Source organism: Helicobacter salomonis (assembly GCF_017979425.1).
Taxonomy (GTDB): Bacteria; Campylobacterota; Campylobacteria; order Campylobacterales; family Helicobacteraceae; genus Helicobacter; species Helicobacter salomonis.
Genome location: NZ_JAERIS010000004.1, coordinates 18,011 through 33,868, shown reverse-complemented (window position 1 = coordinate 33,868; position 15,858 = coordinate 18,011). Strand labels below are relative to the sequence as shown.

Sequence of the window (15,858 nt, the reverse complement as noted above, 5' to 3'; positions counted from 1 at the left end):
TAAATGTGGAAACGGCGATTACTAGGGGCAGGGTTGTGTGTGGTACTGGCAGGGTGTGGGCCTGAGATCACCATCACTAATGAAGTCCCCCTGCGACTAACCTACCAAACTAGTGCGCATCAAGCCCCGATGACTCACGAGCAAATTATTCTCTTAAAGCCTGTCTTGCAGTATAGTGATAATGTCGCCAAAGAATACGAGAATCAATTCAGGCAACAGCTCGCGCTCAAGATTCAGGATTTGCTCAAAAATCAGGGTTACAAGGTAAATCCTCTTGATGTGAGCGATAAGAGCGATTTGACTTTTGCGCAAAAACGCGACAACTATCTAGCCCTAGAAATCAGTGGGGAAATTGTGCTCAGGCCAGACCCTAAAACCACAGAACAAAAAAAATCCAGCCCCGGACTCATCTTCTCTACGGGCATGGATGTCATGAAGGGCACATTATTGGCCATGGGATATGTGAAAGTGGTGTTTGTAGAACCCGTAAGCGGGGAGTCTGTAGATTCGTTTATGATTGATTTAAGTGAAATTGATGTAAAAGAACCCTTTGTCAAATCTAGCCGATCGGAGCATACTGGTGGCTTGTTGAGCTCCATGTATAAGGGAAAAGACAATTCTAACGACGCGGTGAAAAAAGCACTCAATACCATCTTTCAAGCTGTGATGCGACACCTAGACTCCAAACTCACCCAAGAGAGAATTAAATCCTATACCAATGATATTGCTGAATTAAAAGCACGCAAACCAGAGTGATGGCACGGCACCCCCGCACACCTCTCTCCCAACAACTTTTAAATCTTGGCCTAGGGGCGTTATGCTTTAGCTTGTTCTTGAGCGCATTTTTTATCTGCTTGCGACTGGGTTTTATTGCTTACACAGGCATTTACAAGGGTGCGCTTGCCCAGAGTGTTAGTACACTCTGGGGGGCTATTTGGCAGGTGCTAGGCGATGGAGTCAAATATGACAATCGCATTGTAGCCATTTTTGGCCTTCTCTTCTTACTTCTAGGACTTTTTACCCCCACACGCTTACGATCTAAGTTACTTGCTTCCTATGCCTGTTTTAGTATCGCGTTCTGTCTGCTCCTACAACTTGCCAACATGACTTTTTATAGCATTTATGGCGATGTCTTTAATGCAAATTTGCTTGAAATCTTGGACGAGAGCCCTAAGACACTCTTGAGTATGGCGGTTACGGGGGAGTATTTCATCGGCACAAAAGTTTTAATCTGGCTGGTTTTAAGTGCTTTAAGTTTTAGGCTCTACCTAAAAGCTACGCACCTAGCGACCCATGCATACACAATTCTCCAAGTCTTCCCCCCTAAATTTGCCCTGAGTGCTGTATTATTCTCTTTTACGCTCTTTATGCTCGTTTCAATCAATTCACGCTTGGGGCTGACCGGGGTATCCTTGGATTTTATAGTCCAACCCGCTGAAAATCCTTTCTTGCGCAAAGTAACTCCCGGGGCGTTTCGCAATCTCTATCTGGTCTTTAAGGATTATCGCAAAAGTCGCCAGATTCATTTTGCTAGCTTTAGCTCTAAGCCACTCTTGCAGGCGACTCAAGAGTATTTTCATCTCCCTCCCAGAACTTCTTTTCCCCTCGATCTTAGAGAATTACTCAAACAACAGAGCCACAATCCCCTATCCCCTCACATCACCCATGTTTTTTACATTGTCTCAGAATCCCTCTCCACATGGCATTTTGATCCCAAATTTGACTCGATCGGGTTAGTCAGCGCACTCAAAGGGCTCAATGACCACCAACACGGCTTTATTTTCCCGCTGTTTTTAGAAAATGCAAGGCGCACGGTGAAAAGCCTCGATGTGCAAATCACCGGGCTTTTTAATATTAACGACACGAATTTTGTCAATATGGGAGTTAAAATCCCCTCTCTGCCCACTGCCATTGGTAACCAGATGAAGGGATTGGGGTTTCATAATCTCTTTTACTATGGGGGCAGTGGGATTTGGAATCGTTTGGATAGCTTCACCAAAACACAAGGGTTTGATGGACTGATCTTCAACACCCGCTTGCTCGAATTTGCTCACCATAAACTTGCCACAAATCCCACGGCTTATCCAAAACCCTTGGAGAGCAATTGGGGTGTGCATGACAATATCTTGTTTGACTATATTTTAGAGGCAACTCCCTCAGATCAAAACACATTCACTATGGTGATGACCTTGAGCAACCACACAACCAGAAATGTCAACCTAAAAGCCTTTGGGGTGCCTGTGGAAGAGATTCAAGCTTTTGTGGATCGTACCCCCGCATCGGAGAATTTACCCGATGCGAACTTTCTAGGCCATGTCTATTGGTATGATAAAATCTTGGTGGACTTCATTAAAAAGGCGCGTATCAAGTTCCCTCACTCTCTCTTCGTCATCACTGGCGATCACTTCGATCGCAGTTTTGATTATGCCAAGAATAATTTCTACATGACAAAGAGTGTGCCCCTCATTCTCTACGCCCCCTCTTTAGAACCCAAACAGGTTCGCTGTATCGGCGCGCATATCGACATTGCGCCCACAATTATGGAACTTGTCGCACCTAAGGGTTATACTTATGCCAGCTTTGGCAAGCCTCTCTTTAGCAATGCCAGCATACCCCAAGAGTGCGCCCATGACCATGCGTTAGGTTTTGATGTGGTGGGAGCTAGGGGGGTAGATGGGGTGGATTTTGTCTATGGGAGTGGGGGGTTAGAGGGGCTAAATTATGTGCAAAACCAACTTTGGATCAAACACTCCCCCAGTGCTCAGGATTTGAAACTGGCCGAAAACCTCATGGAGCAAGAGAGAATTGCCAATGGACTAAGCTGGTATTATCTCTTTAAGGGACCGGTTTTACGCGAACCCCCAGTGCCTCATAAGTAATTGCTCAATGCCATTTGATTGATCTTGCTACTTGAAGAGAGCACGGCATCGTAATTATTGCGCAACTGGGAAAACTTGTTATAGGTTTCTGCGATGTCTGTGCCCACCGTATCGCCCCGGATAGATTGCACTTGGGATTTGAGCACCTCATTGCGTCTTAGAATATGCGCAAAACTACGGCTATGGGCTCCATTAGCGGCGATGACCTTTTCGATATGATCACTCAAGTGATCCACCAACTCAATATTATTCTGAATCCCTAAATTACGCATGTGTTCATTGTAATTATCTTGCAGGGCATCGGGACGGTAAATCCCTCTGCGCACTGAATCGATCACGCCATCTAACTGCTTGAAAAAGTTAATGTGGGGTTGATCGATGGTGAGCGCGTTATTGGCGTTCAAACGGATGGAAGGTGCGTCCTTTTGCAACACATGGGCAGAAAAATCATCAGATTGACTATCAAAGAACATGAATTGCATTAAAGTTTTAGAGTGGATTTTATCGTGAATCACCACCTGTCCATTTTCGTTTAAATTGACATCTACGCGCGTATCGGCTTGTTGAAGCAAGGCTAGAAACGCCTCTTTACTCTCATCAGAGGGCACATGGGCTTGCGCGCGTGCATAAACTTTAGTGTCTTGGTTGCTGTAATTCATTGCTAAGGTGATGGCATCCATGAGCTGGCGGTAAGTAACTTCATTGGGTTTAGTAAGAGTGGGTGGATTTTGATTGCGGTTATACAAGGGGATGTGATAGGGTGCACCCCCGTTTTTGTTGGGCAATTCTAAGAACGCGCCACGATCTTCCAAAGACAAGCGCGCTTGCAAGGGCACGCCATTGTGGTCTTGCAATTTGAGGATATAGCTTTGTTCCCCAATTTGCGCTCCCATTACCTCAGAGAGTGTTGTGGCCCCCGTGGCATAATCCATGCTTTTGGGCACTACCTGAGAAACATTACCTACTAAACGCGCGCCTGAGTGCGTGAAGTAGGTTTTTTGATATTCACTAGCATAATCTGTGGGCAAGGCTTTGACCTCTTGTCCTTTGGCATCTAAACTTCTAAGCGTTAGACTAAGACCATGGGGGCCATCAAAGGGAGGGGTGTTACTATCATGGGCGGTGTTTTTGACATTGTGATCGACAAGGCGCAATCTCCCATCTTCAGAGATTTCAACCTCCAAATTTCCCTGAAAGTGCCCTTTGATAGCGTTTATCACATCTTGTAGAGTGGATTGTGTGCTTAAGACAAGGGGTTCTAGGGGAGTTGTATTGATGGTCCCATCTGGATTGTTGGGGCGTGTGCCACTAATTTCCAGAGCAGCGGCATTAGGACCCAAAATTGCGCTCAGCTTTGTGTTGCGGTTGGCTGGGATATTGTCTTGGGTGATAAATGCGCTGGAGAGATCGAGCATGCGGCGATCGTAAGGATCGCTCACGCCATGTAAAGTTGAAAGACCACGATCGGTGAGAAAGGGGCTTTTGACATAGTGGGTAACACGCGCGTCACTGGCGCGCAATTCTTCAAGATTGTCCACATCTTTATCACTAGAGATCATGTGAAAATCAATTGTAGCATTGCCACTAGTGAGGTCTTTAATTTCGATCTCTCCCCACGCATTCAAACTTACATCCACGACTTTGTTAGTCGAGGTATTACCATAAGCCTTCCCGATTTGCTCTAAAAGATCACTGATGGTAGTGGCATCCTCTTTTTTAGTATATGCCTTGTCTAGGGCGAACTTCGACTTAAAGGCGTTGCCATCAGGGCGCACCCCCTGCAAATAGAAATACTCTTTGGGGTCGTTGCTAGGGTCATCATCGCTGTCCCCAATGAGATCACGCAGAGTATCATCTGCCTGCACAAAAACCTCACTAGGTTCAGCAGTTTTATTGAGCGCGTCCATAATATCAGGGTGTAATTTATTTTGATTGAACATGCGGATATTAGTGGTGATGTGCTTTTGCTTATCTAAATCTTTGCCTAGAAATAAATCTTGACCGGTTACATTATAGGGCACGAGATTATTGGCACTCACTAAAGCGTTGAGATCCTCATCATTACCATAGTAATTACCCGTACTATCAAAGGGTTTGCGATCGACTTTACTGCCTCCAAATAGGTATTCACCTCCAATGGAGGTATTAGCCACATTGATCATGTGAGCCTTGAGCTTTTCTAAATCGAGGGCAATAGCTTGGCGGGAGGTGGTAGAATGCACATCGCTAGCGGCTTGAATCAATTTGGTTTTAAATTGCTCCATCGTACTGGAGAGCTCACTTAAAGCTTTATCGGCATTGAGCGTAGCGGTGTGGGCATTCTTGGCCACATCAATGCCTTGATCTAGAGTATTTTCTTCAAAACCATATTTGAGATTCTGGTTATTGACATTGCTATCTTGGTAACCATATTGTATTTTTAGACCCGAAGCAATTTTGGTATTAGCTGTGTTGAGTTTATTTTGCAATCCGTTTTGGTAATAGTTCATCTGGTTATAGCGGCCACTATCACTAATGCGCATAACTTCCCTTTTATGTGAGTTATTAATGCACACATGCAAGATGTATACCAGTATGGTGGCTGATCTTTTAAGCTTTTTCGTGTTAGAATGGGGAGAAATTTTGTTTTTTAGGATTTGGTATGTACGCAGTGTTTAAAAATGGGGGCAAACAGTATAAAGTACAAGAGGGGGATGTGGTTTTACTGGACAAGCTCGATCTAGAGCCTAAGGCGCATGTGGAGCTAGATCAGGTTTTGGCGGTGTCAAAAGAGGGGGGGGTTGTTTATGGCACACCCCTAGTGAGCGGAGCTAAAGTGGAAGCTGAGGTGATCAATGAGGGACGGGGCAAAAAAGTGATTATTTTTAAGAAACGCCGCCGTAAAGATAGCAAAACCAAAAGAGGCTTTAGGCGGGATTTCACTCGCGTTAAAATCACAAAAATCGTAGCATAAAGGATTTAAAGCATGGCACACAAGAAAGGTCAGGGGAGCACACAGAATAATCGCGATTCGGCTGGAAGGCGTTTAGGGGTTAAAAAGTTTGGTTCGGAGTTTGTCAGGGCGGGTAACATCATCGTGCGCCAGAGGGGTACTAAGATACACCCAGGAAAAAATGTGGGCATGGGTAAGGATCACACGCTCTTTGCTTTGGTTGATGGCTTTGTGTGTTTTAGCCACAAAGATAAAGAACGCAAGAAAGTGAGCGTATTAGCGGAAAAGTAAGGCGTTAACAGAACTAAAGGAGGGGAAGGAGTAGTGGATGAAGAATTGGCTTGTGGGTTTTTTAGGGTTGTGGCTGTTGTTGTGGGGGAATTTAGGGGCGCAGGGTAAAAACGGAGGAACTCTGATCTATGCACGGGGTGCGGATGGCTCGAGCATGGATCCGGCATTAGTAACTGATGGTGAGAGCTATGCGAGCACAGGCAATATTTACGAAACTCTTGTGCGTTTCAAATATGGCACTACGGAAATTGAGCCTGCCCTAGCAAGCAGCTGGGATATTTCTAGTGACGGTTTGGTATACACTTTCCACCTACGCAAAGGGGTTTATTTCCACACCACCAAATACTGGGACAAAAAAGTTGAACTCACCGCTAAGGATGTGCTCTTTTCTTTCAGACGCCAAATGGTAGGAGGCGATCCTTACTACAAGGGGCGGAGTTACATCTATTGGGAAAGCATGGGAATGTCTAACATTGTCAAGAGCGTTGAAGCCCTAGATAAATATACCGTCAAGATTACACTTAAGAAGCCAGAGGCTCCCTTTCTGGCAGATTTAGGGATGGATTTTCTCTCGATCTTAAGCCAGGATTACGCGCAACATTTAGCCAAGCAAGGTAAGCAAGACGAGCTTTCCAAGAAACCCATTGGCACGGGCCCTTTCAAGTTTGTTCTTTGGCTTAAAGACGATAAGGTTGTCATGGTCAAAAATCCTCAGTATTGGGGTCCTAAAGCCTATTTGGATAAAGTTGTCATCCGTGTGATTCCCAATCCTTCTTCTCGAGCTCTCGCTTTGGAAAAGGGAGAAGTGTCCGTGATCAAATCTCCTAATCTCAGCGAAGTACCCCATTTGCAAAGTCTTCCTAACGTGGTTGTTGACAAAGCCCCCTCCTTGATGACTGTATGGCTCAGTCTTAACACTCAAAAGAAGCCCTTTGACAACCGACTTGTGCGCCTTGCCCTCAACTACGCCATCAATGCCGACGACTACATCAAGGTCGTGTATGCAGGCTATGCTAAAAAGGCAGTCAATCCCCTACCTCCTGGCATGTGGGGTTATAACACCAGTATAAAGCCCTATCCCTATGACCCTGAAAAGGCCAAACAGCTTTTAAAACAAGCGGGTTATCCCGATGGGTTTGAAACCACTCTCTTCACTGCAGCACGGCATAATAAAAAGGGTGCAGAATTCGTCCAAGCGCAACTGGCCAAGGTGGGCATTAAAGTCAAGATTGAGTTTTTTGAGTGGGGAGCTTATTTGAAAAAGGTGGCTATGGGAGAGCATGCTATCGCCTTCAGTGGCTGGATGGCAGATACGGGCGATCCTGATAATTTTCTCTACACGCTCTGGAGCAAACACGCAGCTCTGCAGAGCCCCTCACAGAACCACTCTTTCTACAAGAGCGATGCCTACTCTGATTTAGTCACCCGTGCCAAGGAGATCACGGATGAAAAGGAACGCACAAAGCTTTATGAACAAGCGCAGGAGATTTTCCACAAAGATGTTCCATGGGTTCCCCTGGCTTATCCAGATGAAGTTCTCCCACATTTAGCCAGTGTGAAAGGTTTGAAGGCAACTGGAGTACAGTTGAACCGCTTCTCCAGTGTGTATTTTGACAAATAAACTAGCGAGAACGCCTTGCTAAGTTTTATCCTCAAGCGGGTTTTTTGGACTATCCCTACTTTGTTTGGGGTGAGTATCATTGTCTTTGCCATGGTACACTTGGTGCCAGGAGACCCCGCGTTGGTGATCTTGGGCGAGCATGCTAGCAAGGAGGCTGTGGAGGCCCTGCGAGAACAAATGGGCTTGAATAAACCCCTCTTAGAGCAGTATTTTCTCTATATCAATCACATTTTCCATGGGGATTTTGGGAAGTCTTTGATGTCGGGTGAGCCGGTGATGAGCGAGTTTTTGCAGCGTTTTCCCGCCACGATTGAACTCTCCCTAAGCGCCCTTGTAATTGCCATTGTACTGGGACTCTTTGCAGGCATTGTAGCGGCTATCAAACGCTATAGCGTTTTTGATTACACTAGTATGGGAGTGGCTTTAGCTGGGGTATCCATGCCCGTTTTTTGGCTAGGTTTACTACTCATCTATTTTTTCAGTGTCAAATTAGGCTGGTTTCCGGTTTATGGGCGTTTGAGCGATGAGTTTTACCTAGATGGACCTACCGGGTTTTATCTCATAGACAGCTTGTTAGCCCATGATTACGATGCCTTTCTTGACACGATCAAGCATTTAGTTCTGCCCAGCATCGCTTTAGCAACCATTCCCACCGCCATCATCGCACGCATGACTAGGGCCAGTATGTTGGAAGTGGCTAAAGAAGACTATGTGCGCACGGCTAAGGCCAAGGGATGTTCTCCCTTTAGAGTGGTTACTATCCACACTTTGCGTAATGCGCTCATTCCCGTTACCACCATTGTAGGCTTGATGCTTGCGGGCTTACTAGGGGGAAGTATTCTCACCGAAACCACCTTTGCATGGCCGGGGGTGGGCAAGTGGATGGTCAATGCACTCAACCAACGTGATTTTCCCATTATCCAATCCTCTAGCTTGATCATAGCAGTAATCTTCATCGCTGCAAATTTGATCGTAGACATTCTATACGCCTTCATCAACCCCAGAATAAGGCTTTCATGATGGAACGCATCACAGAGTTTTGGGGGCGATTTAAGAAAAATAAAGCGGCCGTGGTGGGAGCATGGATTGTGCTTTTTTTAATCCTATGTGCCCTGCTAGCCCCTGTGATCAGCCATCATGATCCTTATGCACAAAATGCCCAAGAGAGGCTAGCCCTGCCTGCCTGGGACAAAGGGGGGAGTGCTAAACACCTCTTGGGTACAGATGACTTGGGGCGGGATATCTTCACCCGCCTGCTCTATGGAGCGCGCATTTCTCTGACTATTGGAGTGATTTCCATCGGCATTGCTGTCTCTTTTGGGATTGTCTTTGGGCTCTTGGCGGGTTATTTTGGCAGGCGCACGGACATGATTATCATGCGTTTGATGGATTTAATGTTGGCTTTACCCTCCATTTTACTCATTATTATCGTGGTAGCGATCTTGGGGCCCTCCCTGTTTAACGCGATGTTAGCTATCGGTATTGTGGGGATTCCCGGGTTTGCCCGCATTGTACGCGCCTCTGTCTTAGCCGAAAAAGAAAAAGAATATGTCATCGCCTCCAAAGTCAATGGCTCGGGGCATTTGCGCCTGATGTTTAGGGTCATCTTCCCTAATTGCGCCGTGCCCATCATTGTGCAAGCCACGATGGGCTTTGCCTCTGCTGTGTTGGAGGCGGCTGGTTTGAGCTTTTTGGGCTTGGGCGCACAGCCCCCCACACCCGAATGGGGCGCGATGCTCTTGGACGCGATGCAATACATCACCACCGCTCCCTGGCTCATCATCTTCCCGGGGGGTATGATTTTTTTGACGGTGATGGGCTTTAACTTGCTGGGCGATGGGATCATGGATGCGCTCGATCCCAAACACACGCGTTAGGGAGTTACTATGTCTGAAACCCTACTCAAGGTGGAAAACCTTAAAACCTACTTCTTTACTGATAAGGGAATCAATAAAGCCGTGGATGGGGTGAGCTTTGAGCTCAAGAAATCTCAAACTCTGTGTATTGTTGGAGAGAGTGGGAGTGGGAAAAGTATCACCTCGCTTTCCATTCTAGGTCTCATTGACAAGCCCGGTAAAATTGTAGATGGGGTGATCGAGTTTAGACAGCAGGATTTACTCAAGCTCAGCCAGAAACAAATGCAACAAGAGATTCGGGGCAAGAAAATCAGCATGATTTTTCAAGAACCCATGACCAGCCTTAACCCCTCTTACACGATCGGCTTTCAAATCAGCGAGGCGCTTAAAATCCACCACCCCGATTTGAACCGCAAAGAACGCTACGAGCGCGCTTTGGCCGAGTTGGAGCGTGTGGGTATCCCGCATGCCAAAGAACGCTACCATGACTACCCCTTTAAACTCAGCGGGGGGCAACGCCAAAGGGTGATGATCGCCATGGCAATGGTGTGCGCTCCAGAACTCTTGATCGCCGATGAACCCACTACCGCTTTAGATGTTACCATTCAGGCCCAAATTTTAGAACTCATGCAGGAGTTACAAGCCACTAAGGGGACTTCGATCCTCTTTATCACCCACGATCTAGGCGTTGTCGCCCAGCTAGCGGACGCGGTGGTGGTAATGTATAAGGGACATGTGGTAGAAAAAGCCAGTGCCAAAGAGCTTTTCAGTAATCCGCGCCACCCCTACACCCAAGCCCTGCTCAATGCGATCCCCAAACCGGGCAAGGAACACCGCAAAAAACGCCTCCAAACCGTGGATGAGAATGTCAATTATTTAGAATTTCCCAGGGAGATTCGATGATCTTAGAAGCCAAAAATTTACAAAAAACCTACCATATTTCTCAAGGTTTGTTTAAAGAAGCCAAACAGATCCACGCCGTGAAAGACATCACCTTCAAGGTGCATGATGGGGAGATTTTGAGCGTGGTTGGGGAAAGTGGGTGTGGGAAGAGCACCACTGCCAAACTTTTAATGGGGATTGAGAGCCCTAGCGGGGGGGAGATTTTATTCAAGGGCAAGAGCCTAGCCCAATTTAGCAAAACTGATTGGCAGGAATACCGAAAATATGTCCAAATAATCTTCCAAGACCCCTATTCTAGCTTGAACCCTAGGTGGCAGGTGGGGGACATCATCGCCGAACCCCTTTTGCTCAACACAAATTTTTCCAAACAAGAGCGGCACGAAAAAGTTTTAGAGATGATGGATAGTGTGGGGCTTAAACGCGAGTGGATCGGCCGCTACCCCCATCAATTCTCAGGGGGGCAACGCCAGCGCATTGGCATTGCGCGCGCACTCATCATCCACCCCAAAGTGGTGATCTGTGATGAGCCCGTTTCGGCTTTAGATGTCTCCATCCAAGCCCAAGTGCTCAATCTGCTATTAGATTTGCAAAAAGAAATGGGCTTAACCTATGTCTTTATCAGCCATGATTTGGGCGTGGTGGAGCATATCAGCGATCGTATTTTGGTGATGTATCAGGGCGAGATTGTAGAACGCGGCGATGTGGAGAGTGTGTTAAGCGACCCTAAAGACCCCTACACCAAAAAACTCTTACACGCCGTGCCCCATTTAGAAAAATCCATGCAACGCTTTTCCTAGTCCATGTTTGTCGATAGCGTAGAAATTGTCATCGCCTCTGGCAAGGGCGGATCGGGTGCGGTGAGTTTTAGGCGCGAAAAATTTGTGATCAAGGGCGGACCGGATGGGGGCGATGGGGGCGATGGGGGCGATGTTTTCGTGCAGGTGAGCAATAACACCGACACGCTAGGGGCCTTTAGGGGCAAAAAACATTACAAAGCTAAGAATGGCGCGCCCGGGGGTCCCAAAAATTGCAGTGGCAAAAAGGGGGAGAGTGTTACCCTCATCGTGCCCCCGGGGACGCAGATTTATAATCAGCAAAGCGGGGAGTTGTTAGGGGATTTCATAGAATGTAACGTGCCTATTAAGATTTTAGAGGGGGGCAAGGGGGGGATGGGCAATGCGCGCTTTAAAAACGCCGTGCAACAACGCCCCACCTACGCCCAAAAGGGGCTAGAGGGGGTGGAATTGAGCGTGCGCTTAGAGCTAAAGCTGATTGCCGATGTGGGCTTGGTGGGCTTGCCCAATGTAGGCAAATCCACTTTAATTAGCGTGATCTCTAATGCGCGCCCCAAGATCGCTAACTACGCCTTCACAACTCTAGTGCCTAATTTAGGGGTGGTAAGCGTGGGGGATTTTAAAGAATTTGTGATTGCAGACATCCCGGGGGTCATAGAGGGAGCCAGCGGGGGCAAGGGCTTAGGGCTAGCTTTTTTAAAACACATCGAGCGCACGCAGTTTCTCCTCTTTGTGCTGGATGTGGGCTTGGACTTAAAAGAGCAATATGAAAATTTACGCCATGAATTGGGCGCGTTTTCGCCCACATTGAAACAACGCACCTTTGGGGTGGCGATCAACAAAATAGACTTGCTAGAACCTAAAACCCTTACAGATATTCTAAACGCCTTTGAAAGAGATTTAGACCCCAAGCCCGCCTTTATTCTGCCTATTTCTGCCCACACCACCACCAACACCGCCCAGCTGGTGCAAACCCTAGCCAGACATTTAGATAAAAGTCTATAAGGAGTGGCATGGTTTGTGGCCGTATGATCAAAGTCTTATGGGCGCTGGTTTTGTCTGTGGGGCTGTGCGGGGCGCAGAGTGCCCATGATCTGCTTGAGCAGGGACGGACTTATTATAAGCAAGGAGACTATAGCAAGGCATTTGAATCCTTTCAAAAAGCCGCCGGACATGTTACATCATAGCCCAAGTTTGGGTATACCAAGGGCGAAGGTGTGGAGGTAGATAAAGAAATGGCACATGAATATTTTAAAAAGGCTTGTAAGATGGGGAGCGAGCAGGGTTGCAAGAACGCCAAGACTCTTTTGGGGGATTAGGCAGTTTTGCAGAGTTAGATTTTTTTACATCATAGTGGCGACCTTATTTGCAAGGGGTTTTTGTTTGCCTTTGATTGGATTTGTTAGCCTTACCCCTCTCCCCTCAGCAACAACCAAATTTTCACTCTAAATTTCTTATCTACATCACAAATTGTGCTCAAAACGAGCGAGACCCAATAACCACATAGTCTACATGAAAGATTCCCGTGGGTATATCCGCATTATGCATATTTTGAACTAGGCGTTTTCTAAAGGGCTCATGGAGGACAATGTTTTTCTCCGTTCTTCATATACCCTTGCTTGATTAAAATACTCGATCTTTCTAATATGGGGATAATTAGTTTTAGAAACGATACGATGAAGTTGTTGGAGATAGGCGATCGCATCTAGCCCAGCCCTTTGGGCGTTGAAAAGCGGGGCATAAAGCCATGCGTTGATATGTAAAAATTCGTGGGCAATAAATGTCGCCTTTGCTTCTTCTCCTTCACGCAAATTGTCCATGAGTCTAGGGCATGGAACATGGCCATATCCTTCACATGGGCTAAAAAAGCTCTTCTCTTTGGTTTTGTGTTTAAACTCTTTAAACAAGTGATACTTGTTGTCTTAGGGCTTTGGCTAGGGGAATGGAGGCATCTGTGTAATCTCCCATGGCCAAAGTCAAATCGGATTTATCAACATATGAGTCATCATCCGTGATGTTTAGGCGTTTGTATATCTTGACATAGGATTTTTGCGTGTAGTCATAGAGTGCCTTAAATGCCTTGAAAAATTGTTGGGTGTTTTTAAATTCTTGGAGCTTGCCTATTGGAATAAAGATAGTCAATACATCTTCTTTAGCCTGCAGATTTAATGCCAAGAGAGCTAAAAGAAGTAGGCGGGTCATTTAAAGAAACCATCGCCTACAAGAGAAATGTGTCGGTCTTTGTGAACTATGTGTTCAACTTTTAGGCCTTAATTGAGAGGAGGGGGCTGCGAGTAGCTACCCTTGATTGATAGTTGTGTCTATGGCTTTGGGGGCTTCGTCCAAAGTGGGGTTTTAGACATCGCTCAAGCTAGCCAAGCCACCACCATCCCCCGCACGCCTCTTTGCAACGCCCTTTTAAAAACTATTGAAGCTATCCAAGAGTCGCAGACTTTAAAATGCTTTGGTGGTGTTTATTACCGACTACCAAAGTCTAAAGGAAAAAGAGCAAGCCAGTTCTACCTTGCAATCTAACTTCAACGATTTAAACTTTTTCTTCTTCAAACGCTCCAAGATTTTAGAAAACTCCATGCGTAAGGGACTGAGCTTTAAAGAACTCTCTTTACAAACCCCGCTCTCCAGACTCCATTACAAGACTTCCATCACGGAATACCAACGCCTTTTAAACACCCTAATACAAGGAGCAATTCAATGAATGAAAACACCCCTAAAACTATCTAGGACGCTTTGAAGAATGCCAGCAATGCCAAAAAAACACTTTTAAGGTTAAAGGCAAAGCCAAACCGGGCAGAAAACCTTTACCCGCACATTTAAAACAAAACCACATCATTACCATATCGTTCCGGTGCTCTATGCAGTCATAGGCGGTTTAGGTGCGGAGGCATATCGAAAGTATAGGACATTAAAAACAAAAGTCTAAGCCGCCCAAAGCCCCTAACCAAACTATCCAAGAGCAAGCGCAAAAAGGAGTTGGGGTAGGGCCTGCAAGCTACTCACCAATGCCATAAAGCCTCTATATCCCCTTTAACACTTCTAGCACCTTCACCATCGCTAAAGTGTCCAGCTTACAATACTCTAAAAGTGCTTGTTTGTATCTATCTTGCTCGTCTCTTGGCAGGCTAGACATTTTAGCGTAAGCTGCCATCGCTTCCTCACCATTGTGCACCAAGTCCAAATCCTTATAAGTCTTTTCAAAGTCAGGCACCAAAGCGGGCAAGACGTTCTTAATGGAATAGCTACCCCCATTTTGGGATCGTAGTAATATCCCTCTTTAAATGGGATCATCAGATCTAAAATCCTATTTCTAACCTGCAGCAAGGCTTGAGACACCTTAGGTATCGTTGGGGCAAACAAATCTACCAGTCCTTGCAACACGCTTTTTTCAAAAAAAGCGTTGTAAGCGAGCACACAGGCATTTTCTGGAATGTCTTTGATTAACTGCTCTGCCAAAGCTAAGCCCATCTGTGCCACACTCGGCTAAAAACTCTTGGTGTTCCATGCGCCCGTCTGCATACTCTATGTGGAGCGAATACTGAAAGGGGATTTGGCTATAGGGTTTCATGCCATCGAATGAGGGAATCGCGCTCTGATAAGTTTCAAAGTCCAAATGACAAAGAGGGTAGTTCAGGGTGTTTAAAAACTCTTGGATCGCCTCTTTGTTAATGTGGGTTTGTTGCTCGAGGCTACACACCATTTGTCGCCTCTGCTTGTCGCTCAACTTTTTTAAATCCGCTGCCGTTAAATCCTTGAAGAGTACCTGCCCATTCTGATAAAATTTCATTTTTTTATCCATTCTCAAGTTAGTGATGGCAAACACATGGCTGGTGCCGACAATCCCCTTTTGCTCTTGCCAACAATACGCCATAGCTTTGCAACGGTAGGGGTTGTCGCAATGCGCACCAATGTCTTGACTAGGTTCTTGGGGGTTTTCTAGGATTTGGCGCATGCGCTCCAACTCTTTAGAGATTTGACTTTGGAAGCCCTTGATAAACTCTAAAAAGTCGTTTTTTAAGAACAACTTTTTCAAATCTAACGCCCCTTGTCTTGTATAGGTGTGATTGAGGCAGATTAAATAAACTCCCTTAATGTTGTAGCCCAAACCTTTAAGGACATAGTATTGGATACCTAAATCCCATAAATATTCCTCTTTAGGAGGTTGTGCCTTGGTGTCTTTAAAGGCACCCGTAGAGCTCTTCACTTCGTTTAACACCACGCCATCGTTTTCTACTTGCAAAATATCCACCATCACAAAAATCCCTTGGTAGTAATACTTCTCCAATCCGCTAGGATCGCAACCCATTTTTTCTAAACGGGCTAGGTATTGATCTAGTCTGCTTTGGAGCTATTTAGTCTGTTCGCCCTTGCATTGAGAGATTTGCACTTTTAAAAGCTGAAGCAACATCGCCAACGCCCCATAGTGGTGTTGCTCCTCCCAAAAGGGGGTGAGCAATTCTAGCAACTCTTGGCATTTGTCAAAATCTGCATCTTTTTGATCTAAAAACTTGTTTGCAAGCTCTATAGCGCACAACGCCGCCTGCCTTAGCACCCGTTTCTAAACTTT

At 46.1% G+C, this 15,858-nt stretch carries 18 protein-coding genes and 1 pseudogene; 12 read left to right on the top strand and 7 right to left on the bottom strand.

All coding sequences use genetic code 11. The features are described from left to right. Positions 1–3: 3 nt before the first annotated feature. Together KCO92_RS01640 and KCO92_RS01635 are read left to right on the top strand one after the other, a co-directional pair. Complete coding sequence (locus tag KCO92_RS01640) at positions 4–756, top strand: HpaA family protein (protein ID WP_104695702.1); 753 nt, start codon at positions 4–6, stop codon at positions 754–756. After that, the gene (locus KCO92_RS01635; protein WP_104695701.1) at positions 756–2,879 is read left to right on the top strand and encodes an LTA synthase family protein; all 2,124 of its coding nucleotides are present in this window, start codon (positions 756–758) and stop codon (positions 2,877–2,879) included. Before KCO92_RS01640 ends, KCO92_RS01635 begins: the two co-directional genes overlap by 1 nt. On the opposite strand, the gene flgL is transcribed toward KCO92_RS01635, so the two are convergent. Continuing rightward, a complete protein-coding gene (flgL, locus tag KCO92_RS01630; RefSeq protein WP_104695700.1) occupies positions 2,870–5,401 on the bottom strand; it encodes a flagellar hook-associated protein FlgL in 2,532 nt (843 codons plus the stop codon). The two genes, KCO92_RS01635 and flgL, sit on opposite strands and share 10 nt — an antisense overlap. Before the next feature lie 119 nt (positions 5,402–5,520). Between flgL and rplU the strand changes: the two genes are divergently transcribed. From rplU to KCO92_RS01585, 9 genes are read left to right on the top strand one after another with little or no spacing between them, the layout of a single operon-like run. Next, entirely contained in the window at positions 5,521–5,832 is a 312-nt protein-coding gene (gene rplU / locus KCO92_RS01625; protein WP_104695699.1) for a 50S ribosomal protein L21, read from the top strand. Positions 5,833–5,844: 12 nt separating this feature from the next. Continuing rightward, the gene (rpmA, locus tag KCO92_RS01620; protein WP_104695698.1) at positions 5,845–6,102 is read left to right on the top strand and encodes a 50S ribosomal protein L27; all 258 of its coding nucleotides are present in this window, start codon (positions 5,845–5,847) and stop codon (positions 6,100–6,102) included. Positions 6,103–6,139: 37 nt separating this feature from the next. Next, positions 6,140–7,723, top strand: a complete 1,584-nt coding sequence (locus KCO92_RS01615) for an ABC transporter substrate-binding protein (RefSeq protein WP_104695697.1) — start codon at positions 6,140–6,142, stop codon at positions 7,721–7,723. A 15-nt stretch (positions 7,724–7,738) separates the two neighbouring features. Continuing rightward, positions 7,739–8,743, top strand: coding sequence for an ABC transporter permease (locus KCO92_RS01610; protein ID WP_104695696.1), 1,005 nt, complete (start codon positions 7,739–7,741; stop codon positions 8,741–8,743). Continuing rightward, positions 8,743–9,600 (top strand): ABC transporter permease, encoded by an 858-nt coding sequence (locus tag KCO92_RS01605; protein WP_104695695.1) that lies wholly within the window; start codon positions 8,743–8,745, stop codon positions 9,598–9,600. Before KCO92_RS01610 ends, KCO92_RS01605 begins: the two co-directional genes overlap by 1 nt. A gap of 9 nt (positions 9,601–9,609) precedes the next feature. Beyond that, entirely contained in the window at positions 9,610–10,482 is an 873-nt protein-coding gene (locus KCO92_RS01600) for an ABC transporter ATP-binding protein (protein ID WP_104695694.1), read from the top strand. Continuing rightward, a complete protein-coding gene (locus tag KCO92_RS01595) occupies positions 10,479–11,279 on the top strand; it encodes an ABC transporter ATP-binding protein (protein WP_104695693.1) in 801 nt (266 codons plus the stop codon). The genes KCO92_RS01600 and KCO92_RS01595 overlap by 4 nt, the downstream gene beginning before the upstream one ends. A 3-nt stretch (positions 11,280–11,282) precedes the next feature. Continuing rightward, a complete protein-coding gene (obgE, locus tag KCO92_RS01590; RefSeq protein WP_210647443.1) occupies positions 11,283–12,281 on the top strand; it encodes a GTPase ObgE in 999 nt (332 codons plus the stop codon). A gap of 8 nt (positions 12,282–12,289) precedes the next feature. Next, positions 12,290–12,463 (top strand): tetratricopeptide repeat protein, encoded by a 174-nt coding sequence (locus KCO92_RS01585; RefSeq protein WP_199766192.1) that lies wholly within the window; start codon positions 12,290–12,292, stop codon positions 12,461–12,463. 369 nt (positions 12,464–12,832) lie between these two features. Here KCO92_RS01585 and KCO92_RS01580 read toward each other — a convergent pair whose 3' ends face one another. Both KCO92_RS01580 and KCO92_RS01575 read right to left on the bottom strand, forming a co-directional pair. After that, positions 12,833–13,096 carry a hypothetical protein gene (locus KCO92_RS01580; protein ID WP_104695967.1) on the bottom strand — a complete coding sequence of 88 codons (264 nt, stop codon included), beginning with the start codon at positions 13,094–13,096 and terminating at the stop codon, positions 12,833–12,835. 79 nt (positions 13,097–13,175) lie between these two features. Further along, positions 13,176–13,478, bottom strand: a complete 303-nt coding sequence (locus tag KCO92_RS01575) for a hypothetical protein (RefSeq protein ID WP_104695968.1) — start codon at positions 13,476–13,478, stop codon at positions 13,176–13,178. Between the two features lie 268 nt (positions 13,479–13,746). Between KCO92_RS01575 and KCO92_RS01570 the strand changes: the two genes are divergently transcribed. Then, on the top strand, positions 13,747–13,992 hold the full coding sequence (locus tag KCO92_RS01570) for a hypothetical protein (protein ID WP_199766193.1): 246 nt from the start codon (positions 13,747–13,749) through the stop codon (positions 13,990–13,992). Between the two features lie 318 nt (positions 13,993–14,310). On the opposite strand, the gene KCO92_RS07355 is transcribed toward KCO92_RS01570, so the two are convergent. From KCO92_RS07355 to KCO92_RS01555, 4 genes and pseudogenes are all read right to left on the bottom strand, one after another. Next, complete coding sequence (locus KCO92_RS07355; RefSeq protein WP_233710501.1) at positions 14,311–14,514, bottom strand: hypothetical protein; 204 nt, start codon at positions 14,512–14,514, stop codon at positions 14,311–14,313. An 86-nt stretch (positions 14,515–14,600) separates the two neighbouring features. Continuing rightward, positions 14,601–14,705, bottom strand: a pseudogene (locus tag KCO92_RS07555) (hypothetical protein); the annotation flags it as partial. Then, on the bottom strand, positions 14,680–15,597 hold the full coding sequence (locus KCO92_RS07550) for a DUF2779 domain-containing protein (protein ID WP_267892250.1): 918 nt from the start codon (positions 15,595–15,597) through the stop codon (positions 14,680–14,682). The gene KCO92_RS07550 and the pseudogene KCO92_RS07555, both read right to left, overlap by 26 nt. 42 nt (positions 15,598–15,639) lie before the next feature. Next, positions 15,640–15,825 carry a hypothetical protein gene (locus KCO92_RS01555; protein WP_199766194.1) on the bottom strand — a complete coding sequence of 62 codons (186 nt, stop codon included), beginning with the start codon at positions 15,823–15,825 and terminating at the stop codon, positions 15,640–15,642. Positions 15,826–15,858 lie beyond the last annotated feature (33 nt).